Raw genomic sequence first — 23,019 nt, 5'->3', positions numbered from 1 at the left:
CTTTATCTTGCACAAACCTGGGAGAGTGCGGACAAGTTTTTAACCTTTCACGGCCCCGGAGGTGAGGCCTTTAATCATGTTCTTTTGCAGGAGTAAGAACACGACGAGTACGGGGATGACGGCGAGCACGGTCCCTGCCATCACGGGCCCCCAGTTGGTGAGGCCTTCGTTGTTTTGCAAGAACGTGAGGCCGATTTGCAGTGGGGCGGTGCGTTCGTCGTCACTCATGAGGAATGGCCACAAGTATTCGTTCCAGTCGTTCACAATCGTGATGAGCGCGAATGCGGACAGGGTGGGCCAGGACATGGGCAGTACCACGCGCGTGAGGAGCTTGAGTGGGCCCGCGCCGTCCATGCGGGCTGCCTCAATAATCTCGCTGGGGAGAGACAGGAAGTGGTTGCGCATTAGGAACGTGCCGAATGCGGTGCCGGCAAGTGGCAGGATGATGCCCGCGAACGTGTTTTTTAGCCCGAGGTCCGCGACGATCGCGTAGTTTGAGATCACGGTGATTTGGTTGGGAACCATGAGGGACGCGATGACGATGATGAACACGAGGTTGCGGCCGCGGAATCGCAGTAGGCTCAGCGCGTATGCGGACAGGACGCCGAGCACGATTTTTACGGTGGAGAGCACTACGGTAATGATCACGGAGTTCCGCAGGTATGAGGTGAAGGGGATTTGGGTGCGGACCGTGTGGTAGTTCTCGGTGGTGAACGGGTCGGGCCAATAGTTGGCGGGCACCGTGTAGATGTCCGGCTGGGTTTTGAATGAAGCAGCGAGAATCCAGTAGATCGGCACGAGAATTCCAAGCAGAGCCACGGCCATGGCTATGTAACCGATAACTTTGAAGGCTGTGGATTGGCTTTGGAAGTGTGTTTGTTCATCGGGTTGGGTGCCGGTTTCGCGGCGGAACCATTTCACGGCCGTTCACCTTTCTGCATGAAACGTACCTGGATGAGGGTGATCACCAGCAGGATGAGGAACAGGATTGACGCTACGGTTGCGCCGTAACCGGCGCGGGCGTTCACGAAGGTTTCTTGGTACACCTGGTACACCATGGTGGTTGTGCCTGTCCCTTGAGGTCCGCCGCGGGTCATCACGTTAATAATGTCGAACACCTGCATTGAGTTGAGAAGCACGGTGATTGACAGGAAGAAAGTGGTGGGCCGCAGTTGGGGCAGTAGTACTTTGGTGAAACGGCGCCAACCGGGGGTGCCGTCGATTTCCGCGGCTTCGTCGAGGTCTGTGCGCCGGCCTTGCAATGCGGCGAGGTAGATGACGAATGTGTACCCGAGGTTTTTCCAAATGTACGTGGTGGTGATCATCAGCAGGGCCCAGCCGGGCCGCTGGTAGAAGTCGGGGGCGGTGTAGCCCAGGCGCACCATGATGTCTGAAATCAGGCCGACTGCCGGGTCGAATACGAACTGGAATGCAATCCCGATTGCGGCTCCAGAAATGATGTAGGGGGCGAACACGACGGAGCGGACGAACCCGCGGCCACGCAGTTTCTGGTCGAGGATGAGCGCGAGGAAGAGGCCGAGTGCGAGCGATCCGAGCACGGCGGCGAGCGTGAAGATAACGGTGTTAGAAACGATTTGCCACGTGGTGGGGGAGCGGAACCATTCCACGTAGTTGTTGAAACCGATCCAGTCGAACGAATCTGAAGAGATGTTCCAGTTAGTGAACGACAGTCTGAAGTTGTCGATCAAAGGCCGGTAAGTGAAGATCGCGAGCAGCACTAAGTTGGGTGCTAAAAGTATGATCGCGAGCCACATTTCGGATCGGTCTGGCCGGTCCGATCGTGGGGGTTTACGAGTTTTAGTTTCCGAAGACGCCGATGCTGTTGGCGTGCCCGCAGGTGACTGCGTGGAAGTGTGTGTTGGTGTTGATGAAGTCTTTTCCATAGTTCTACTTGCTGTAACAAGAGGCCCTATCAAGTTCTACTGTGAAACTATAGGGCCGGTGTGTTAATGCAAGGTTAACGGATGGAAAGGAAGAAAGTCCTAGGTTTAGTGATTTAAGTTACCGTTTCTCAGCTTATTTTGCGCAATACTTTCCGCAAACCCGGTCGCAGCAGCCGGAATCGCCCTAGGAACCGCGGGCGTTCTAGCGGCCGCGGACAATTAGGTCTGCGCGCCCGATTGTTTCGCGCACGCGCGCGGCGTTCACCTGGTCTACGTGTTCTACCCAGTCGTGGGCTGCGGCACTGGTTTTCCCGGAAGCGATGTGGCGCGCGAGTAGACGTTCGCGGCGGACGTCGTCGTCGAGTTGCAGGTACCAGATTTCGTCGAAGATATCGCGCAGTTCCGCCCACGGGTCCGTGTCGAGCAGCAGGTAGTTCCCTTCGGATAGGACTACGCGGTGCTCGGGGGTGATCGCGGTGCCGGCGGCGATGGCGGCGCTTGCCGCGCGGTCGTAAACCGGGGCGTAAACCGGGAACTGCGTTTCGTGCCGCAGGCGCCGCAGCAGCGCCGCGTACCCGTGGGCGTCAAATGTTTCAGGTGCTCCCTTGCGCGCCCGCAACCCCAGCTGTTCTAAAACATTGTTGGAAAGGTGGAACCCATCCATCGGAACCCACCCCACCGCGGGCCCCAGCAGGGACTCAGCGAGCGTTGTTTTCCCCACGCCCGGTTCCCCCGTAATGCCCACGAGCACGCGTTCCGACGTCGCTGCCTCCAGGGTACGCAGCCGCCCGTGGAGGTCCTCAATGTTCAAAATCTGCATGTGTATTCCTACCCTGTTGCCGCTAGTTTTCGAGCGCGTCCTCAATCTCTTTTTCGCTGATCCCACCCAGGTGCTGCATCTGCACAGACCCGTCTTTTCCGATGAGCACATGGCTGGGAACAGACACTATGCCAAAAGACGCAGTGATCTTCCCATCCGGGTCGGGAATCTGCCGGTACGTCAGCCCTAACCGCTGCGCGTACGGCGCCACGATTGACTGGTCTTCGTTCAAGTAGATCGCAAGCATTTCCACGTCGTTGCGTTCCGCCAGTCGCTGCACCTCCGGGATTTCCGCACGGCAAGACGAACACCAGGTGGCGTTGAATACGATCCACGTGCGTTTGCCCGCCAGAGATTTCGAGTCGAACGTTTGCCCATCTAAGTCTTTCGCAGTGAACTGCGGTAGGTGCGTAACTTGTGTTTCTTCTTGCGCCTGAGGCGTAACTTGCGTGTCCTTATTGCGGCCGGTTTGCGTAAAGATCACGGCTGCCACAACCGCGACAATAATGATCGCGAGGACACCGAAGTTCACGGCCGTGGTCGGTTTCCCACTTTTAGGGGTGGGATTCTCCGCAGGGTTGTGCACCATGTGCCCTCCTCACGCGTATGAATGTAGGGAATCGAAGAAGTGGTTCCCGAAGTATGTAAACAATACTGCCACGAAACCCAGAATTAGGAGCACTGCCGAACGCGTGCCTTTCCATTTGAGCGTGACGCGGGCATGTAGGTACGCGCCGTAAATGAGCCAGGTGACGAACGAAGCGGTTTCTTTCGGATCCCACCCCCAGTAGCGGCCCCACGCGACGTTCGCCCAAATGGACCCCAGGATGATCATAATCGTCAACAGGGGGAACGTAAAGGCTGCGGCGCGGTAACCGACTTCGTCAAGCACTTCGGGGCGGGGAAGGCGTTTGAACGGTAGGTAGGGCAGCGCCAGGTAGACCACTGCCGCGCCGAACGACACGCACGCCGCCCCGTAGGCAACTACCGCGAACCCCACGTGGAACGTTAGCAGCAGGTTGTTTTTCAACGCGGGTACTAGCGGGCGGATTTCCGTGTCCAGCTGCGTAGCGTAAATCAACATGAGGGCGACTACGGGCAGAACGAACAGGGCGATCGTACGGACCTTGTAACGCCACATGAAGAACAGGAGCGCCAGGAGGATGCCCCAGCCGAACGCGACGGAGAACTCATGCTGGTTCGCGAACGGGCCGTGCCCAGTGTGGATCATCCGCAGCACCAGGTAGGCGGTGAGGAGCACGAATGCGACCGCGGTGAACGCAACGGCGTAGAAATAGTACTTGCGTTCTTTAGCACTGCCGGGGGCTTCACTGCTGACGTATTCGGCGGGGCCGTCCCCCACGCTCACGGTGGCACGGGAAGTTTGCGCGGCGGTTTGCTGCTGACGGGTAGTAACCACCAGGATCTGCGCCCCCAGGGCGAGGACCGTAAAGATAATGGCCACTACCAGCGCGTATTGTGCGATGAGCATTGAAATCATTGGTTTTCAGCCTTTCTTGCGGCAGCTTGGTCAATGTCGTGGACGAGTTGGCGGAACTGACGTTCGTAAACCGTGTCCAAAGTGTCAACGGATGCGAGGTGGATGACTGCTCCGTCGGCGCGGTCACTCACGCGCCCCCACAGGCGGCGGTGGCGCATCCCAAATGTCATGAGCATCCCAATAATGAGGAGTGCGGACCCCACCCACATCCAAGTTGTCCCCGGGTCTTCACGCACCAGGATTCCCGTGTACGTTTGTTCGCGGTCAAACGTTACGTCGTACCCTTCTAATTTCGCGGTTTTCCCCTGCGTAATTACTTCGTGTGCGAGCGGTTCGCCGGTGGATAGCCGGTACAGTTCCACCAGAGCAGTGCCGGGCGCGATTTCCGGTGACGGCCGGCCCGACGCCGCGGTCACGGGAATGATCTGCAGATCCTCTTTTTCAAGGTCGACCCGGCCAATCGCTTTCGTCTGCTCATCGTCGGAGTACTTGAGGGGAATGGCGCCAGCAAAGACCTCATGACCATCTTTTTTCACGTTAACCACGGCGGCGATACCGAAGGAAGACTGGTGAAAACGCACGCCGTCCACCACGAGGGGGGAGTTAACCCGCACGTCCTGCTGGCCCCGCACTCGGTCGCCTTCGGACACCACCAGGTGGCTGACGTAGTCGAGGGGGTGCCCATCCTTGTCGTAACTGTCTTTGAAGGAGGTGGCGGTGAGGGTGAGCCCCGTGTTCCCACCCACCGGCTTGGGGGTGTTGACGGGGGCTTCAATGGTTTCCTCAAAACCCGTGTTCCCCGAAACGGCGAACGCGAGGAGGATGATTACGAAACTGGCGTGCGCAATCGCGGTGCCGAATGGGCCGAAGCGGTTCTTGTCCGCGTACACGCGACGCTCCTTTGCGGGCAGCACCCGGAAGTGGCGTTTACGCATGGCCGAACGCATAATTTCTTCCGCGGTCGCCGGGTCTACACTGACGGGAATCTGCGCGCGGTACTGTGCGTGTTCAAAAAACCGGTCTGACACGTTTATGCGCGGACGCATGGACTTACGCCAAATCACGGGCATGCGATGCAGCGTGCAGGCAATAATTGACAGGCCTAGCAGGAACGTGACCGCAAGGAATAAGGGGGAGGTCCACAGGTTGTAAAACCCCAGGACGTCGAACAGTTTCGACCAGATCCCGTATTTTTGATCTGCCGTCTGCAGCCACTGCGCGTACCCCTCTGGGTCGTGCCGCTTCGACATCGGAGCTTGCATCAACATGGTGCCCACCAGCGCCAATGCCGCCATCGCGAGGATCACGACGATCCCAAGGACTTTGGAATAAAGCATGCGGTACACGCTCTTGAACACGTTGCGCACGCTCACGGTTGGTTCGGTGCGTGAAGGTTGCTCCACAGCTTCTTCCCTTCCTTCTATTGCGGTTATTTGTCTTCCGGTTTCTGTTTTACGTTTTCTGTCTTGCGTTTTTTGTCTTGCACGTGGCCTGTATTTTCGGGGAATCCTGTTTTGCTGCCCCGGCCGGTTAGCCCGAGTGCCTCGTCGGTAGGATCTGGCTGGTTACCTTGCGGGGTCGGTTTGTTTAAGCGTTGGTTTGGTTCAGTTTGCACCTACCCCAGAGTCGGAATGAATGCGGATAGTTTAGTGAAAAAGTCGAGGATAATGAGGATTCCGGTGACGATCAGTAATACCGCTGAGGTCAGTTGGATTCCCCGTTGGTGCCGGCGCATGAACGCGAGTTGATCACTCATCCACCCCACGCCGGTGGCGACGAGGATGAAGGGGATTCCAAGGCCCAGGCAGAAAACCACCATCAAAAGCGTGCCCTTCCACATGGATTCGCTGGAGGATGCGAGCATGATGATCGACCCCAGCACCGGGGAGATGCACGGCGTCCACCCCGCGCCGAACGCGAGCCCTAAGAGTGTGGAGCGGCGCAGTGTGGGAGCTTCGTCGGGGTCGAGGTTCACGGTGGCGCGGCGGGTTTGTGACAGCGCGGGAATGCGGATAAAACCGCCGATTATGGTGCCCATAATGACGACAAGGATGCCGGCGAGGATCCGGATTAGGTCTTTGTACTGGGCGATTAAACTGCCGGCTGCTCCCACAATGAGCCAAAACCCAATAAACACTGCGGAAAACGCGAGTGTGAACACCACCGCCTGCTTCAGGGCCGTGCGGGTTCGCTGCTGCTCAGTGCCCGCCACGTAGGCTGCGAAAACAGGTACGACTGGAAGGAAGCACGGGGAGGCGAACGCCAGTAATCCGGCGAGCAGGGCGATGGGGAGGGTGACGGGAGAGGTCATTGGTCTTTCGTTTCTGCTGGGGCAGATGGTTCCTTTTCTTGCTTCTTCTGTGCTTCTTGCTGCGCTTTTTCAAGCATAGGCAAGTGGTTTTGAATGGTCTTTGCTTTATCAGACTTGGGGTCTAGTTCAACTACTTTTTGCCACACTTCGCGGGCTCGATCGAGCTGCTGCGGAGTGGAAGACATGTAGAGGAACCCGAGGTTGTACAGCACCGTCGTGTTCTTCGGTTCCAGCTGCAGAGCGCGTTCTAAGTTGTCTTGTGCGGAGGACACATCTTTCGCATCTAGGTAGCTGATGCCCAACTGGTTCAAGATCTCGACGTTGTCTGGGTCAGCGGCTTTCTTGCGTTCCAACTCCTGGATGTTTTCAAACAGCTGCGCGGAATCTTGTTCCATTTGGCTCGTCATGTTCCCGTGGGCAGCTTCGAACGACTGCTTCCCATGCGTGGTTCCCAGCCAGTAAACACCCCCCACGACCGCAAGGATCAGTAGGGTTCCCACTGTTAAACGCGCACCTTTCGACAGGGGAGAGCGCGTCGGCATTCGCCTTGCGGGCCGTGAATGAGGCGTGGAAATCTGCGGCTGCGCATCTTCCTCGTCCTCACCCAGTTCCGCGAGCGCCGCCTCCTGATCTGCCCCACTGCCCGTAACGACGTACGCGGCCTCTTGCGGGTGCGTATCGTCCTTGGGGTTCGGGTCCGTGTTCTTACCCTTTGGGTCCTGAGGCTGTGGCACCGTTTGCGCTGCATCCTGCCCATCGGGAGCGTCCGATCCGGTCGCCTGCGCCAGTTCGGTCTGTTGCCCCGATTCGGTTGCGGTCTGTAGCGTTTGCAGCGCGGGGTCGGTTCCGGATTTGATGGCTTCGAGGTGCGCGTCCACCCAAGGCTGTAAATGCTCGGGGGCGGTGTTTAGGAAGTCGACGAGTTCGTGCGCGTAGTTCGGATGGCCGGAGCCGGGGTTGTGGTTACCTTCCCCGGCTCCGCGCTGTGCATAGTGCTTAGTGCCCACGCTGTTTGATTTCTTTCGTGTTGTTGTTCGTAATGTCGGACGGGCCCAACTGGTCTGGTTTCGCACCGTCTAGCACCAGCATGCCCTTGCGGGACGCATCCAGGGAATCTTGAATGATCCGGTGGATGTAGGCGGGGGCGTGGAACCCGTAGGAGTTTTCTGAGTACACGTAGTCGAGGTAGAAGCTCGCTTTGTTCTGGTATTCGCGGGCCTGCTCAATCTGCTCCTGTGTAGCGGTGCCATCCTTGATGGCGGCCTCCAGCTTGTGAACAAACTGGGTGAGGGAGTCGAACGCCTGGTCGCGCGAGTGGATGAACCGGTCTTGAATGTTCACCACGCGGTTCTTCATCTCTTCTTCTGTCGACTTGTGGCAAGTCATGCAAGAAGCATTGATGTTCAGCAGCGGGCTTTGCAACTGGTGGTTAGAAGTCTTCTTCGCCCCATTGCGTTCGTACGGCATGTGGCAGTCCGAACAGCTTACCCCATTGTCCGCGTGGATTGAGTTGGACCAAATGTCGAACTCGGGGTGTTGGGCCTTGAGGATCTTCGCGCCCGTCCCAGCGTGAACGAAGTCTACGTGTGGGTTCTCCTTGTAGTATTGCCAGATGTCGTCAATGTTCAAACCGTTATTCCACGGGAAGGTGAGGGTCTTTTCTTCTTTCCCTTTAAAGTAGTACTCCACGTGGCACTGGCCGCACACGAACGAGCGCATCTCTTGGCGGGTCGCGTCCCGGTTCGGATCGTAGTCTTTAACCCCTTCGCCAGCCTTGAGGGCCTTGATTCCGTTAATGAACGCCGGGCGGGTGACCCGCAGGTTCATGGTCTTAGGATCGTGGCAGTCCAAGCAGCTCACGGGGTGTTCAGCTAGTTTCGTCACTTCGTTGTAGGGCATCTTGTTCATTTTCGCGAAGCCCTTATTCACGTCCCCGTCACCAAGCTTGCGCATGATCGTTGGGGTAGAGGCGTGGCAGTTCAAGCACGCACCAGGCTGTTCAAATTCCGTGACGCGGCGAGTCAGACGCTGATCTTCCAGCATGTACTCGTGGCCGCGGGCGTGCCGGTAGTCAACTGCGAACGGGTAGCCATCCCACATCACTTTGAGCCGTGGATCTTCTTCGACCCGGGAGGACGACACGAACGTGCGGGGGTCCTTGTCAGTGGGTTTGTGCGCAACTTTTGTGGAACCACCGTACACGGTGGGCGTCATTTCTTTGGTTTTCAGAGTCTGTTCGTACTGGATGGGGAAGTTCTGGCCCCACACGGCGGGGTCCACGGTGTCTTCCGTTAACTCCACCACTTTAGTGAACTTGTCTGAACCTTCGTTCTTGCGCTCCAAAATATTGATGAGGAGCGCGGTGATGCTCATAGTTATGAGTGCGGTCACTACAATCGCCACGGATAATACAAGTATCCGTCGGTGCGGTAGCTTGTTGGTGTTGCTCATGGCATTCCTCATCTCTTATGGCCCACTTCGGCGTGGCAGTGGGTGCATTGGATTTGTTCTTTCCCGGCCGTCAGATGCATTTCGTCCGTTAGGTCTGCGTGGCAGTGCAGGCACGCGTCGTTAGTTATGCGCCGGCTAACTTCCCGCGCCTGAATGTGCTCGGGGTACCAGCCCGTGGTGAACTTCAGTGCGTGCCAGAACCCGTTTTCGGCTTTCACATAGTATTTGTGAACTAGATTGTCGTGAGGCGTGTGGCAATCACCGCATGTGGCGACGTTCGCGTGACTACCAGCAATCCACCCGTCGTATTCGTGATTCATAGCGTGACAGTTGTTGCACGCGTTGGGGTCGTTAGTTAAATACGAGTAGCCTTTGGCGTAAACAAACGTGAACAGACCAACGCCGATGAGGGAGCCGATCACAAATACAGCTAGAAATTGCACGATGAATGAAGGCGTTAGTAAACGCTTGAAGCGATTGGGCTCACCCATGAGTCCCGGACCTCCTCTTCATTGCGGCCGCCAGTGAAGGCGGGTGCGTAACCAGATAAATGCAGGTAACGGGCCGTTGCCTGATACCTCAAGAGTACTTTATGACACAGTGTCAAGGGGTGACTTAAGGCCTTCGGCAACCCGTTTTCACCAGCAAATACGGGAAAAAAGATCCCGCCTGCAACTCACGTGCGGTAGGCGGGGTCATGCTTTAATTACGCTAATTATTTTTGCGTATTTGCGAATCCTCTCGGCTGAGGGTTTGGAACACGGTGGGGAACACCTCGCAGCGGGCTGGTGTTCCCGTGGTGACCAACTCTGCTTTCACGGTGCGGCTGTGTCCGGCTGCGATCACCCCCGGATGCGTGACGTCCCCTCCTACGATCAGGTTCTTTTCGTTGTAACAAATCACGTTCGCCAGAGTTTTGGTGGCGTCCAATGCGCCCGCGTTTCGCACCTTGAACCTACCGGTCGTCTGAACCTCGTCGGTGTCTTCCGTGTCCAGGCGCGCGGCAATGTCCATAGACGGCGCGGGCTTGTCATCTGGTTCAACTGTGAACTGCACGTCCGCGCTACTGGCGTCAATGTCCTCCGGGAGTTTCATCAACACGGACATGATGACCGTTGCTTGATCCCAGAACCGCTGGGTCTGCACCGCCCGCGACAGTTCTTGCCCCTTCGCGTCGTAGAGTGCGAACCGCGCAGTCATCACGTCACCGGTATTGAATACTGGCTCGTCGATAACACTGAAAAGCCGCACCGAACGGCCGTTCACTCCCGCTCCGAACTGCAGGCCCGGCGTAGCATCCACACTCATGTCCGCCTGTCCCACGTGCGCGGCCCGAGCCCGCAGCGTGGTGGCGTAATGCGACTGCGTTGCCGGTTGAGACGGCTCACTGGTGGGCGTATTTGAATCACTTGGAACGGGTTTAGGTGACGCCGCGTTCGAACACGCACTAACCGAGACCGTAGACGATAATGCCAGCGCCAGTGCAGTAGAAAAAACCCGTCGTGAAAACATCCGCCCTCCCTGTCTGTCATATATTACCCGTTTGCACGCCCGTGGCGAACGTCGCCGCGCCTCACGCGAAACCCGGGCGCGTTTCGATAGTGTAACCATGTGGTATCTTTCTTTTCGTCGCGTTCAAAACCTGTTTCGAACCCCCCTCAGGAAGTCGAGGACAATCCGCCTGAGGGCGCGGCAAAGCACGCTGACATGCGCCATCACCTAGAGCAGTGGCGACGCAGCCTAGAACAGCAGTCACAGGTAAAAAGGAACAGCGCGAGCTACTTGAACCTCACGGGCGCACACCCGGGAGGGATGGCGCAACTATACAGTCTGCGCCCCACCCGCCTGTCGTCCCTCGTGCGAGAAAAAGAAGCGTACGAAAACGCAGTCAGAATCGTGCACGCGCAACGGGCGGACATCGCCCAATCAATGCGGATTCACGGCGGCGCGACCCTACACATGGGAATCGGATCCGTGCGGTGGAACGGGGCGGAAGATACCCAAACCAGCCCCCTGCTTCTCCACCCCGTGCTGCTGAGCGCAGACGAGGCGGGAGAACCACTCCTAACTTTGCACGGGGAGATTGAAGTGGCGCCAGCCGTGCTGCGCGCGGTTCGCGCTGTGGGCCGCAACATCGACACCGAGCAAGTGAGGGCCCTAACGCTGCAAGAACACGGCTTCACCCCCACGCCAGCTCTGGCGCAGCTACGCAACCAACTCGGCGCGTGCCTACCGGGGTTTGAAATGCGCGAGGAACTCGTGGTCGGCATGTTCCTGTCCGCCACCTACGCGCTCGAACAAGAACTAACAACTAAAGGGGATCAAATCAGCGCTTCCCCACTGGTGCAAGCACTGGCGGGTGACGCGCACGCGCGGGCGCAGATCCCCAGCACCCTGCCCGAATCGAACCCGAACGACCGCGACCCGTGGCACGAACTCGGGGTGGGTGACCAGCTGCCAGAAACCCTAGACCAAGTTGAAGCCGCTGCCGCGGGCGTGAACCTCATGCTAGAAACCGCGTCCACAACCGGAGCGAGCCCAGTCGTTGCCTCGATGCTTGCTGCGGGTGCTAAGGCAGGTAAACGCGTGATGTACGTAAGTGGTGACCAACCGCGTTCCACTGCGCTTATGCACGAACTAGACCAAGCGGGGCTCGACCACGCGTATGCTCGCTTGACCGCCACCTTAGAAGCAGACGAACACATGACCTCCGCGCTGGGAAAAATCATGTCCGGCAACGTGGCGCTCGCGGATGCGAACGCGATCGAATCCACCCGTGAGCAGCTTAAACAGGTGCGGGACCGGCTTTCCTCACACACCTACCACCTGCATAAACCATTCCCCCAGTGGGGAATCAGTGCCTACGACGCCCTGCAGGTGCTGACCGACCTTACGGGCGCCCGCCCCGGGCCACGCACAAAAGTACGATTTAACGCCCAGGTGCTAACTAAACTCGCCCAAGGGGGCGCGGAAACCGCTAAAGAAGCGTTGATTGACGCCACGCGCCAACGTATCTTCACCAACGGTGATTCAGACCCGTGGTTTGGGATCATCATCTCTTCGCCAGAACAGGTGAGGCCCGTAGTCGATAGCGTGGCGTACCTGTCGCGCGAACTCCTGCCGGACCTGCGGGTCAACATGTCCGCAGCCGCGGGGCAAACCGGTCTGCTGCCCGCCACCACGGTTGCGCAGTGGGAAGAGCAACTGGACATGCTAGATGGGGTCCGCGATTGCCTCGACGTGTTCCAACCCGCGATCTTCGAATCCTCAGTTGCAGACATGGTGATCGCAACGGCCTCAAGAAACTGGCGGCGCGAAAACGGGGTAGAGATGAAACGCTCACTGCGTAAACGCCTCACCAAACAAGCCAAAGACTTGCTGCGCCCCGGCCGCTACGTTGAAGACCTGCACGAAGAACTACGCAAAGTGCAAAAACAGCGCGACGTGTGGCGCCGATACTGCGAAGCTGGGGGATGGCCAAAACTGCCCACCGGCCTAACCCAAATGAATGAACACGCGCAAACGGTGCGGGGGCAACTGGAGAAACTCAGCCCTTACCTCGGCAGCGCGTACGGTGACCTAACGCAGATGGACATAAACGAACTCTCCCTGCTGCTCGACAGTCTGAACCGCGATCGCGCGGGAGCGAGCGCACTGCCGGAGAGGATCCGCACCCTCAAGACCTTGCACAACTTGGGGTTGGACGCGCTCGTGAAAGACCTGAGGGCCCGCAAAGTACCCGACTCGATGGTGGAAAAAGAACTGGACTTGGCTTGGTGGGCGTCTGCGCTCGGGGTGATGCTCGCCGCGGAATCTTCGCTCGGCGGGTTCGACCCGTCCAAACTAACGCAGTGGATTGAGCAGTTCCGAGCATTGGATGAAGCGCAGGTGAAGTCGCTCGCGGTAGAGACCTCCGACGCGATCCAAAAGCAGCGGGGCCGGGCGATGGCACGCTGGGCGAACCAGGACGCGCAGTTGCGTGAGGAGCTGGCAGCGGGGGCGCTGACTATGCCGGCGGTGGACCAGTTCCGCGAGCTAGAACTGGTGCGCGACCTGTTCCCAATTTTGATTACCACACCGGTGCTGGTGCCGCTCGTAACTGATTTGGACGAGCCGTTGGACCTGGTGGTGATCGACGCGGTAGAGAAACTTCCGGTAGCGGAACTGGTGCCGATTGTGGCGCGGGCTAAACAGCTGGTGGTTGTGGTGGCCGGCGGGGCGCAGTCTGAATCCGTTGAAGCGCTGCAACCACTGTTAGCGCGCACGCAAGTGTATCCGCGTCCGCAGCACGTGAACGAGCACGTGGCGAAACTACTGGGGGCCTACAGCGTGCCTAACGCGGGGGCAATGGTGCCGGTGCCACGCGCCGGGTCGGCCCTGTCGATCACGTTCGTGGATGGGCGGGGAATGCCGGCACCTGGCGCGACCGCCGTGGAGTCTTCGAAAGAAGAAGTGGATGCAGTGGTTGACCTGGTGGTGGAGCACGCGTTAATGCATCCAGAGGAGTCTTTGGCCGTCGCCACACTTTCTAGTGTGCATGCCGACCGGGTGCGCGCGGCGGTTATGGACACCGTACAGACTTCCCCGGCGTTAGCGACCTTCTTTGACCAGTCGAATCCGGAACCATTTTGCGTGATCACCCCGGAAGACGCCACGGGAGTGCGGCGCGACCGCGTGATTTTGTCGGTTGGGTTCGCCAAAACCCCTCACGGGCGCGTACTACACAATTTTGGGCGGATTTCTTCTTCTGAGGGACTGGAGTTGCTCGCCCGCGTTCTGATGGCCGCGGGGGAGAAACTGCACATCGTGTCCGCGGTACATCCGGAGGACTTTGACCGCGACCGGTTCGGCAGTGACGGACCGCGCATGCTGCTGGACCTGTTAAGTATGGCGCAGGGCACTCAGGTGCAGAACACGGATTGGCCAACCACGCAGGCGGCGCCCGATCAGTTGCTGATTGATCTGGCTGACCGGTTGTACAACGTGGGGGTCACGGTGATTCCAAACTTGGGTGTGGAAGGGAGCTTCCGGATTCCGCTTGCGCTTGGCCACCCGCAGTTACCAGGGGAGTTACTGGTGGCGGTACTGACCGACGACGCGCATTATGTGAACGAGCCTTCGCTGCGTCGCCGCGACCGGTTCTGGCCTGCACTGCTTGAGGAGTACGGGTGGTCTGTGCGCACCGAGTTAGCGATGGTGGTGTTCATTGACCCTCAAAAAGAGGCGGACACGATTTTGAACATGGTGATGGACGCGCTGGAACGCCGCGTGGGCACGGATGTGGATGCGGCGGCGGACGCGCCGGGTTCGAACGCCGAGTCAGACGCGTATTCGCAGGTGCCAGAACCCATTGTGGTTGATGATGACGATGAGGAACTGGTGGAACCGGGCATGGAAACGGCGGCCATGCGGCGGGTGCGCATGAAGGCGGATGCGCAGATCCACGGTGGGGAACACGTGTGGGAAGCACCGAATCGGGGTCGGGAGCAAGAACTGAAAGTGGCGCGCGGATTACCGTTAGCGGCCTACAGCGACGACCAGTTAGATGACGTGGCCCGTTGGGTGCGTTCCGATGGTAAGCGGCGCACAACCGCGCAAATGGTGGAGGAACTCACCTCCGCAATTGGGCTTACGCGGCGGGGCGCGCCAATCACTGCGGTGCTCACGAACGTGGTTATGCGCACGAACCCCGGTGGTAATAAAGGTGATTTGGAACAGGGGCAGGCGAGTGAGCCAGTGGGTAACGCACAGTCAGTTGAATCTGAACTGAACCCGCAGGTGCCGGCTTCCGAGTCGACCCCGACGGCGCCCGAAGACGCGCGGGCTGAGGAAGCAGCCGGAACTTCGAAAGGTTCTTCTGAAGCGCAAACACCTGTGGAGCCGCCGGAGGAACCCATGTTGGAGTTTGAGGCGCTTTCGGATTCAGAGTGGCTTAGCGCGCAGTCAGAAGACGCGTTGGATGAGGCCGTGGATAACGACGAGCTGCAGGGAACGGACCCGAGCGCAGATTCTGCGTGGGATTCAGATGACTAAAAGCGGTAAGAAACGCCGCCGCGTCGTGCAGTTATCTAAAGTTGATGAGCAGGCACTTGCGCAGGGACGGACTCCATCTTGGGAACAGATTCGGCCCACCCGCGTATCCCATGAGGTGCAGCGCGAGGCGGGGTTAACGCCGCGAGATAAGCAGATTCTCGCGGACGTTCCACCCCACTGGCAGGTGCACTAGTCGCGGGTGCGCGCGTCAGCCACCGGTTCGGCGCTGTGTTTTCCTCGGGCCCGCGGGTGCGTCTGGTTTGCGTGGACCGCGTTTTCTTTCAGCAGGTCCCGAATCTCGGTTAGCAAAGCAATGTCCGCATCCGGAGTTTCTTCCACAGGGTCTTCTTGCGCATCTTTACGGGCTTTCGCGTGTTCATTCCACTTGTTCATAGGCAGCACAATGAACAGGTAGAGGGCAAACGCGATAATCAGGAAGTTCACGAGCGCCGTCAAAATCGCGCCCGGCAGGACGACCGCGTCACCGATGTGGAACTCCAAAAAGTTATCGAAGTTTGGTTTACCAATTAATCCACCGATGAGGGGGTTGATGAACTTCTCCACCAGCGCGTTCACAATCGCGGAGAACGCTGCGCCGATAACCACGCCGACCGCCAGATCGATTGCATTCCCACGGGAAATGAACTCTTTGAAACCTTTAAACAACTTAACCTCCAGCGCATCCATCATTCTTGGAACTAACATTCGTCCGGGTGCTAGTTTACCTGCCGCCATGCGCCCCGCGGGGGCTGTGCGGCTGGGCGGCAATGTGCCTGCGGGACTGTATCAGTTGTCTTTTACTGCACCCCACTCGAATGGGGTTACGAAGTGCGTGAGGGGGATGTCGTGGGCTTCGCGTAAAAGCGTGTGTGCGGGCAAGAGCGCGTAAGAGGGCACGCACCCAATTAAAGGTACCTCGGGGTTTCGACTGATCAGCCCCAGCAGGGCACGGTCGTACCAGCCACCACCTTGTCCCAGGCGGGTGCCGGTACGGTCAACCGCGAGCGCGGGCAGCAACACGGCGTCCACTCGCGGGGCGCCGCCCAGACCTTCGGCCGACGCATTCGGCGTAACACATAACTCGGTACCCGCGTGTTCGAGTGCGGCATCAACGGGTTTAAAACCCACCGGCAGTTCCGCAATCTTCCGCCCTTGCGCTTGCCAAACCACGGGTTCGTAAAGGCTCACGTGGGCGGCGTGCCAGGCCTCAAGGGCAATAAAAAAAGTGGCCTCGTGCTTTAACGGCCGAAAAATAACTAACTGGCGAAGGCGCTCAACGCAGTGAGTCAAGCAGTCGAGCAGCATCTTCGACACGTCGCGCTGCTCGCCTAGGTGCGCTGCGTGCAGCCCCCGCATCTGGTTTCGCCACGCGCGTTTAGTGGGTTCCATGACCTCATTATCCCACGTGGATGAACTGCGAACTGGCGGGCACACAATGGTAAACTAACGTACTTGAAGCGTTAGTTTCACTGCGCGCAGTACTAAAGAATCCACGCTGCCCACAGGTGAAACCACAGCAACTAGATTTGCAGGGCAGCTATACGCGGTTACCCAGCAAAGTTGCACCATAGGTAGGGAACAGAAGAGGAACTGGAGCTGTAGATGCGCACCGTTGCCGGGTTTTACCGCGATTGTCAAGAAGCGGTGGGGCCGCAACCACCTTTGGAAGTGCTTTTAGCGGACGCGATCGGATGCGTCCTCGCAGAAGACGTGCAAGCCCCCTTCGATCTGCCGGTAGCGGACCTGGCGGGGTGTGACGGTTACGCGGTGCGCACCGGAGACCTCGAAGGAGCAAGCGCAGACAACCCCATCGAACTGAACGTCACCGCGGAACTGCACGCAGGTGATGTGGACCCGATGGCGACCATTAAAAACGGGGCGGTGCGCATCGCCTCAGGCGCCCCGATTCCAACGGGAGCGAACGCGGTTGTGGCCTTGGAACACACGGACCTTGGGGAAGCGAAGGTGCAGGTGACGCGCGAGGTAGTGGAAGCGGAGAATATTCGCCCCCGCGCGCAAGATGTACGGGCCGGGGACGTGGTGATCAAACGGGGCACGCGCGTGTCATCGCGGCAGATCGCACTGATCGCAGGGGTTGGGCGCAACCGGGTGCTGGTGCACCCCAGGCCGCGCGTAGTGATCATTTCTATTGGCGACGAAATCGTGGAACCGGGCCAGCCGGCGCGCCCGGGTTCTGTGTTTGACGCGAACGGACACGCGCTCGCCACAGCGGTTGCGGACGCGGGCGCGCAAACGTTCCGGGTGGCAGCGGTACCCGATGAGCGCGCTACGCTGCGGCAAACAATCGAAGACCAGTTGGTGCGTGCAGACCTGATTGTGACGACCGGGGGGATTTCGTACGGTTCCGGGGACACCGTCCGGGAGGTACTGGGGTTGCTCGGCACCGTCCGGTTCGACTCCGTGGCGGCGTGGCCCGGTCACGTGCTCGGCGTGGGGAAGGTGGGGGATGGCACCCCGATTTTCTGCTTGCCGGGCGACCCGGTTTCGGCCCAGGTGGGGTTTGAGGTGTATGTCCGCCCCGCGGTGCGGGCTATGCAGGGGTGGAGTCAGCTGAACCGCCCCACTGTGCACGCGCGAGTGGATAGTGGCTGGTATTCACCTAAAGGGCGGCGCGAGTTTGTGCGGGTCCGCCTGTCGGGCGAACCCCGCGGGGGCTATAGGGCAACGGTGCAGGGCACACCGACGGCCCTGCTGCTGTCGGCGTTGGCGAACTCGAATGCGCTCGCGGTTGTGCCGGAGGATGTGACTGATGTGCAGCCGGGCGACACGTTGGCGTGCATGATTTTGGATTGAGTATGCGCGGTTTGTTGCACTGGTTTTCGCACGGTTCGGCACGCGTGTGGGGAGTGCCGTACAACCAGTGCCTGTTGGTGTTTGAGGATCCGGTTGGGCGTGGGTACGTTAAGGGTCCGCTGGGGGTTGAGGCGATAGTTTTGCGCCCTGCGCTGGGTGATGATCATCGTCGGTTGGAGGATGTGCGTGCCCAAAACCGGCGTTTCTTGTCGCCGTGGGAGGCGAGTTTGCCACCAAAATCTACTGAGCAGTTGCCCACGCTTGCGCAGTATCAGGAGCGGTGCGACCGGGAGGTGCGTGAGGGCACTACGCTGCCGATGATGGTGGAGGTAGATGGGGAAGTTGCGGGTTTGGTGACGGCGTCCGACATGGTGCGGGGCGCGTTATGTTCCACTTCGCTGGGGTATTGGTTGGCAGAGAAGTATGCGGGACAGGGGATTGGCACGTTTGTTGTGGCCGCGTGTATTGATTTGTTAATTGGTGAGCTTGGGGTGCACCGGGTAGAGATCAATATTCGCCCCGAGAACGGACCTTCAATTGGTCTTGTGCGTCGTTTGGGTTTGCGGTATGAGGGCGTGCGTGAGCGCTACATGTGCATTGCTGGCCGGTGGCGTGATCACGCTTCTTTTGCGATTGATGAGCAGACGTTGCCTGAGGGGGGTTTGGTGGCTGCGCTGTATGGTTCGAGCCCGAGCGTCTAGAGGACACGCCGAGGGGGCACTAAAAAACGAATCACAAGCATGTAATTATAGGGGAGTGAGTTTTGTTGGGTGGCTGGTGGTGGTGTTCGCACTACTGCTGGGCGGTTACGCAATGCCTAACTTGATTCGTGCTCGTGAATACAAGGTGAATCTACCGGTTGAATCGCGTTTCTCTTCGGGGTTAACGGTGTTGGATTGGAATGTTCACCGAATGCAAGTGTGCGGGGAGGTGCGCCGTGAGCAACCACGGTTGTTGGCGTCATCCCCGGGCGGCCAGTGGCCTCGGGCTGGTCGCGAGCGTGATGGTTTCGGGGTGCAGAGTAGGGAAGTCGGTGTTATGAGCAGGCTGAGTGATACGTCTCGTGAGGTTCCTGCCACGTCGCGGCAGTTGGCGCGGTTGCGGTCCGCGCGTGCGGCACGGATTGCACGTGAGAACGCGGCTGGGCAGCGGCGTCTTTTTGCGGCGGGCTTTTCTTTGATGCTCCTGGTGGCGTTTGTGGTGGCTGCCGTATTTGGGTCGTTTTCGCCCGCATGGGTGGTTGTTCCCTCTTTGATGCTGGTCGGCGTGGTTGTGGAGGGACGGTGGGCATACCGCCGTTCCGCATCTGCCGCTTCTGAAGAGGATGCTGTGCTGCAGCGTTTGCGCTCTAACATTGAACGCGAACAGGGGCGGTGGGATTCTTTGCGTACGCGGATTGATAGGCGAGTTTCTGAAGCGTCTGAGCGCTCTGGTGAAGCGTCCGTGGCTGAGGAGGCGTCAGCTGATGCGGATGCTGCGGCCGATTCGCAAACCCCCACGGCTTCCCACGGTGACACTGGTGGTGAGCGTGCGGAGATGAATGATTTGCCTGAGGAGGTGGCTGAGCCTGAGGGGACGCCCGCCGGTGGGTGGGTGCCACGTCCCGTGCCAGCGCCGCTGTACCAGAAGACTCCGAAGGCACCGCGTAGGCAGTGGGAGATCGATGTCGTGTCTGAGGGGGATCAGGTTGTAGCGAAGGTACCTGCCCGGCCGGTTGCTGCAACACCGATGGGTGCGGATGCGGTTTCGTCTGATGAGGCTGCGCAGAACGCGCCGGTTGCGTTTGACCTCGAGGAGGTTTTACAGCAGCGCCGTGCCCAGTGATTTTGCGCTGCGATAAGCACGTTCTTGGGCGTGCGGGAAAACACACTGGGTGAATGTGCTTTTGATGTGGTGAGAGTGTAAGATTATTTATGCTTTAAGGGGCTATGGCGCAGTTGGTAGCGCGTCTCGTTCGCAATGAGAAGGTCGGGGGTTCGAATCCCCCTAGCTCCACAATTAGGACACTCATTTGTATACAAAGATTACGAGCATTTGTTACGGATGATATTGTCGTGGTGCGGCGCGTCAACGGAAAACAGTTTTTGTGTCCCTTCTCGCGACCGCTGGGAATTAGAAGTAACACGGCCAAGAGATTCAAAACACGGTTTTCTTCACAGCAAATGAGTAGAAGATTTCACACGCGGTACGGATTTAGCTATCCAGTTCATATTAACGACCTGCCGTATAAAAAGTGTCAAGATTTGATTGAATGGAAATGGACCTTGATGCTCAATAAGGATAAATACCAAAAATCTGTTGAACTTGGGCCTCGGACGCTATCGCTAAGTTTTCCCGACCCCATAGAGAGCCTTGATTGGATGACATACACGGTTCAATCGTGGTTAGAGACAGGGAAATCTGATGTCTAAGACTTTCCAAATCGAAGTTAATGATTTTGTTGTCGAGGTTGATGTACGTATACAAGACTTAGATCATGCTGATTTTTTTATGGTCACCTAGAAACGTCGTATCAACGGGCTCCTAATGCTGTGGTCGCTCTTCGGCATCACGATAAAAACGAGTCATTTTTTTACTCATTCCTAGCCAATGATGGAGCCGAAAAATATTGGATCTATGAGAATCTATCATCTGGTTTTACGAAGAAAGTTATGTTTCGCGACTGGGACCCATCGCCGTCTTATATCCCGCCTTTTGTTGATAGACAGTTCACTTCGTTGATTGCGGCTTATTCTGGAGCTGTGGTCGTAAAGGGCGACAGAAGTGTTCTGATTCTGGGCGAAAATTATGTAGGTAAGACCTCTTTGATGCGCTTCATGGTTGATAATTTGGGATGGTCCCTACTGACGGATAGTTTGGTCATGATAAATCGAGAAATGGGAACGTGTGTTCCATACCACGCTCCAATCGGATTGCGAGGCGAGGAAAGAATCAAGAGTGAACGAATTGTACTTTCCAAGAACCTTGATACTCGGTACACATGGTCCACAGAAACAGGTCCTGTCTTGCTGGTTAAACCGGAAGATATCTTGAGAAGCGTATCCAAAGTGCCTACTAGAATAACCGAGTCTGTGGTCTTAATAAAAACCCCAAAATTGGACGGGGAGCCGTATGCTCACCTTAATATCCCATGGTACGGCGGACCAACAGAGTTTTATCCTAATCCTTTGGCTGCCCAGGTGTTTTCCACCGCAAATCTCACAATAGAACGGATTGCTGAGGTGATAGACCATGAGTAAACTCTTGCTTTCTGCATCGGACCTTTTTAAGACTTATAACAGGAGCAGCCCGTATGCGTTAGAGAACTTTGATGGTGATTTTTCTGAAGGTGAGCTGGTTGCGGTAATAGGCCCAAACGGTGCAGGTAAGTCGACATTGTTTGACATTCTAGGTGGTTTAATCAAGCCAACTAAGGGCGTGCTCAAAACGTACGTTGATAACACTCAAATTGGGTGGTGTCCACAGCGTGAGATCATCGATTGGTCTTTAACTGTTCGTCAAAATATTGCTATGGGTTTTCAGTTGAGAACTGCTACTTTTCGGTTGACTGATCAAGTTGAACAAGTGGCTTCTCTGCTGGGACTGAAGGGATATCTAGACCGGACTGCAGAGACCCTATCGGGCGGTGAGCTTCGCAGAACACAGATCGCTCGAGCCATTATCGGCAACCCTAAGTTAATGATTTTGGATGAGCCGACTACGGGGCTGGATCCGTCTGCGATAGATGCGGTGTTCGAATACTTGAAATCGCAAACTTCGCAGGGTATGACAGCGTTGGTGAGCACCCATGAGACGTCAAAGTTCGCAAACTATTGCACCAGAGTAATTGCGCTTAACCATGGGCGAGTAATTAAAGATAGCGAAGCGGTCAGGTTTATGGAATATGCACCGAATAGTAATGATCTCTGGGACGCGTTTAAAGCCTGCGTAGAGGATAGAGGTTAAGTAATGGTTAGATCAGTTATCCTGACGAAATACCACCTTGCTTCATTATGGAATTGGCGTAGCGTTTACTTGAGTAGGCTCGTAGAGCCTGTGGCATATTTCGTGTTCTTAGTAGCTGGTATTTCTGGCATGGTTTCGAATGTGCTGTTTGCAGACTATGCTTTGTACGCATTAACAGGGATTTTTTGTTTACTAGCGTTTAGGACATTCACCTTTACTGTGTCCGACGTCTCAAATGACAGAAAATGGGGCGTGTATGCGATATTCAATATGCAGGGAGGGAGCCCAAAGGCGTATCTCCTGACGATAATTACTGTGAGCGAATTAGTGTTTTCGGTGCAAGTGGCAATTCTAATGCTGGCCTGGGGCGTGACAGACAGCGTGAATGTCTCAGGAAACTCATTCATAATGACGCTGAGGAGCGTGGGGATCGCATTTTTCATTGTCGGAGGGTGGTCCGGAATAGGAGCAGCCATAGGCGCACTGGTTGATAGCTATTCGACGAGGGACATGATATCCACGCTGACATCCTTACCGATTGTCCTTTCCGCACCTTTGTTTTACACATTGGACTCTGCGCCTGAGTATTTGGTTTATATAGCGCAGATTAATCCGCTTACATACCACGTTCAGTGGGTGCGCGATGCAGACACTAATACCCTTATATTTGCAATTGTCTGGGCGCTTGTGTGCTTTTTGATTGGAACTTTTGCTTTGCAAAGAGCCGATCGAGTTAGCACAGAAAGATAACGAAAATTATTCGGGCAGTTGTGCATGTAGTCGAATTGCTGTTCAAGAATACGTCTATAAATATTCTACGAGATACTGGCTACTGAGTTACTCAGGTCAATGCGGCAGTGTGTCGGTTGTTTTGGAGGAAACGGTTGTGCCACCTGCGGCAGGATTGGTAGTTGCTGAGGTGAACCTGCAGTAAGCCCATATTCTGCTTTCGTAATTAGGGATAAGTAAAGCGCGTGGATTAGTTTACAAGGGACATTGATGGTGAGTTATGCCGTAGGGTTGAAGAGTTGTAACTAACTGTTAACTGACGTTGCCAAAGTTGCGGAATCGAGCCTACTATTGAAAGCGCGCGTAGCGGTGGCTGTTTACGTTCAGGTCGTTATTTGCGTCATTATGATGGTATTCTATTCGCGGTTGCACTGTTCCAAGACAAAGTTTCGCCCGTGATGCGCTAGGTCATTTTCTCCCAGAAAGAATTGCTCGAAACAAATGTTTGATC

At 57.0% G+C, this 23,019-nt stretch carries 20 protein-coding genes and 1 tRNA gene; 8 read left to right on the top strand and 13 right to left on the bottom strand.

The features are described 5' to 3' along the window. Positions 1–39 precede the first annotated feature (39 nt). The 11 genes from CJ187_RS05605 to CJ187_RS05555 form a co-directional block, all read right to left on the bottom strand. Positions 40–921 carry a carbohydrate ABC transporter permease gene (locus CJ187_RS05605; protein ID WP_233187364.1) on the bottom strand — a complete coding sequence of 294 codons (882 nt, stop codon included), beginning with the start codon at positions 919–921 and terminating at the stop codon, positions 40–42. Then, a complete protein-coding gene (locus CJ187_RS05600) occupies positions 918–1,904 on the bottom strand; it encodes a carbohydrate ABC transporter permease (RefSeq protein WP_102216656.1) in 987 nt (328 codons plus the stop codon). Before CJ187_RS05600 ends, CJ187_RS05605 begins: the two co-directional genes overlap by 4 nt. A gap of 202 nt (positions 1,905–2,106) precedes the next feature. Next, on the bottom strand, positions 2,107–2,724 hold the full coding sequence (locus CJ187_RS05595) for a nucleoside/nucleotide kinase family protein (protein WP_199171092.1): 618 nt from the start codon (positions 2,722–2,724) through the stop codon (positions 2,107–2,109). Positions 2,725–2,746: 22 nt separating this feature from the next. Beyond that, positions 2,747–3,313, bottom strand: coding sequence for a TlpA family protein disulfide reductase (locus tag CJ187_RS05590; RefSeq protein WP_102216655.1), 567 nt, complete (start codon positions 3,311–3,313; stop codon positions 2,747–2,749). Positions 3,314–3,322: 9 nt separating this feature from the next. Further along, a complete protein-coding gene (gene ccsB, locus CJ187_RS05585; protein WP_102216654.1) occupies positions 3,323–4,225 on the bottom strand; it encodes a c-type cytochrome biogenesis protein CcsB in 903 nt (300 codons plus the stop codon). Then, positions 4,222–5,628: a cytochrome c biogenesis protein ResB gene (locus CJ187_RS05580; protein ID WP_199171091.1), complete on the bottom strand. Its 1,407-nt coding sequence runs from the start codon at positions 5,626–5,628 to the stop codon at positions 4,222–4,224. The genes ccsB and CJ187_RS05580 overlap by 4 nt, the downstream gene beginning before the upstream one ends. A 212-nt stretch (positions 5,629–5,840) precedes the next feature. Continuing rightward, on the bottom strand, positions 5,841–6,536 hold the full coding sequence (locus tag CJ187_RS05575) for a cytochrome c biogenesis CcdA family protein (protein ID WP_102216652.1): 696 nt from the start codon (positions 6,534–6,536) through the stop codon (positions 5,841–5,843). Further along, complete coding sequence (locus tag CJ187_RS05570) at positions 6,533–7,543, bottom strand: tetratricopeptide repeat protein (RefSeq protein WP_102216651.1); 1,011 nt, start codon at positions 7,541–7,543, stop codon at positions 6,533–6,535. The genes CJ187_RS05575 and CJ187_RS05570 overlap by 4 nt, the downstream gene beginning before the upstream one ends. Next, positions 7,533–8,987 carry an ammonia-forming cytochrome c nitrite reductase subunit c552 gene (locus tag CJ187_RS05565; RefSeq protein WP_199171090.1) on the bottom strand — a complete coding sequence of 485 codons (1,455 nt, stop codon included), beginning with the start codon at positions 8,985–8,987 and terminating at the stop codon, positions 7,533–7,535. The genes CJ187_RS05570 and CJ187_RS05565 overlap by 11 nt, the downstream gene beginning before the upstream one ends. 8 nt (positions 8,988–8,995) lie before the next feature. Further along, a complete protein-coding gene (nrfH, locus tag CJ187_RS05560; protein ID WP_102216650.1) occupies positions 8,996–9,478 on the bottom strand; it encodes a cytochrome c nitrite reductase small subunit in 483 nt (160 codons plus the stop codon). Between the two features lie 220 nt (positions 9,479–9,698). Next, positions 9,699–10,499, bottom strand: coding sequence for a hypothetical protein (locus tag CJ187_RS05555; RefSeq protein WP_102216649.1), 801 nt, complete (start codon positions 10,497–10,499; stop codon positions 9,699–9,701). A 99-nt stretch (positions 10,500–10,598) separates the two neighbouring features. On the opposite strand from CJ187_RS05555, the gene CJ187_RS05550 reads away from it, so the two are divergent. Beyond that, the gene (locus CJ187_RS05550) at positions 10,599–15,020 is read left to right on the top strand and encodes a prevent-host-death family protein (protein WP_146003096.1); all 4,422 of its coding nucleotides are present in this window, start codon (positions 10,599–10,601) and stop codon (positions 15,018–15,020) included. Further along, complete coding sequence (locus CJ187_RS05545; protein WP_102216647.1) at positions 15,013–15,213, top strand: hypothetical protein; 201 nt, start codon at positions 15,013–15,015, stop codon at positions 15,211–15,213. Before CJ187_RS05550 ends, CJ187_RS05545 begins: the two co-directional genes overlap by 8 nt. On the opposite strand, the gene mscL is transcribed toward CJ187_RS05545, so the two are convergent. Then, positions 15,210–15,725 carry a large conductance mechanosensitive channel protein MscL gene (gene mscL / locus CJ187_RS05540; protein ID WP_350223575.1) on the bottom strand — a complete coding sequence of 172 codons (516 nt, stop codon included), beginning with the start codon at positions 15,723–15,725 and terminating at the stop codon, positions 15,210–15,212. The two genes, CJ187_RS05545 and mscL, sit on opposite strands and share 4 nt — an antisense overlap. Before the next feature lie 81 nt (positions 15,726–15,806). Further along, positions 15,807–16,409 (bottom strand): 5-formyltetrahydrofolate cyclo-ligase, encoded by a 603-nt coding sequence (locus CJ187_RS05535; RefSeq protein ID WP_102216646.1) that lies wholly within the window; start codon positions 16,407–16,409, stop codon positions 15,807–15,809. Positions 16,410–16,622: 213 nt separating this feature from the next. Between CJ187_RS05535 and CJ187_RS05530 the strand changes: the two genes are divergently transcribed. The 6 genes from CJ187_RS05530 (at position 16,623) to CJ187_RS05505 (ending at position 22,529) form a co-directional block, all read left to right on the top strand. Further along, on the top strand, positions 16,623–17,834 hold the full coding sequence (locus CJ187_RS05530; RefSeq protein ID WP_102216645.1) for a molybdopterin molybdotransferase MoeA: 1,212 nt from the start codon (positions 16,623–16,625) through the stop codon (positions 17,832–17,834). A 2-nt stretch (positions 17,835–17,836) separates the two neighbouring features. Next, complete coding sequence (locus CJ187_RS05525) at positions 17,837–18,535, top strand: GNAT family N-acetyltransferase (protein WP_102216644.1); 699 nt, start codon at positions 17,837–17,839, stop codon at positions 18,533–18,535. A 55-nt stretch (positions 18,536–18,590) separates the two neighbouring features. Next, on the top strand, positions 18,591–19,658 hold the full coding sequence (locus CJ187_RS05520; RefSeq protein WP_102216643.1) for a hypothetical protein: 1,068 nt from the start codon (positions 18,591–18,593) through the stop codon (positions 19,656–19,658). A gap of 98 nt (positions 19,659–19,756) precedes the next feature. Further along, positions 19,757–19,829: transfer RNA gene (locus tag CJ187_RS05515), tRNA-Ala, on the top strand. 1,236 nt (positions 19,830–21,065) lie between these two features. After that, positions 21,066–21,779 (top strand): metal ABC transporter ATP-binding protein, encoded by a 714-nt coding sequence (locus CJ187_RS05510; RefSeq protein WP_102216641.1) that lies wholly within the window; start codon positions 21,066–21,068, stop codon positions 21,777–21,779. A 3-nt stretch (positions 21,780–21,782) separates the two neighbouring features. After that, complete coding sequence (locus CJ187_RS05505; RefSeq protein ID WP_102216640.1) at positions 21,783–22,529, top strand: ABC transporter permease; 747 nt, start codon at positions 21,783–21,785, stop codon at positions 22,527–22,529. Positions 22,530–23,019: the final 490 nt, after the last annotated feature.

The organism is Gleimia hominis, assembly GCF_002871945.2.
Lineage (GTDB): Bacteria > Actinomycetota > Actinomycetes > Actinomycetales > Actinomycetaceae > Gleimia > Gleimia hominis_A.
This window is presented reverse-complemented; position numbering and strand designations above follow the sequence as displayed.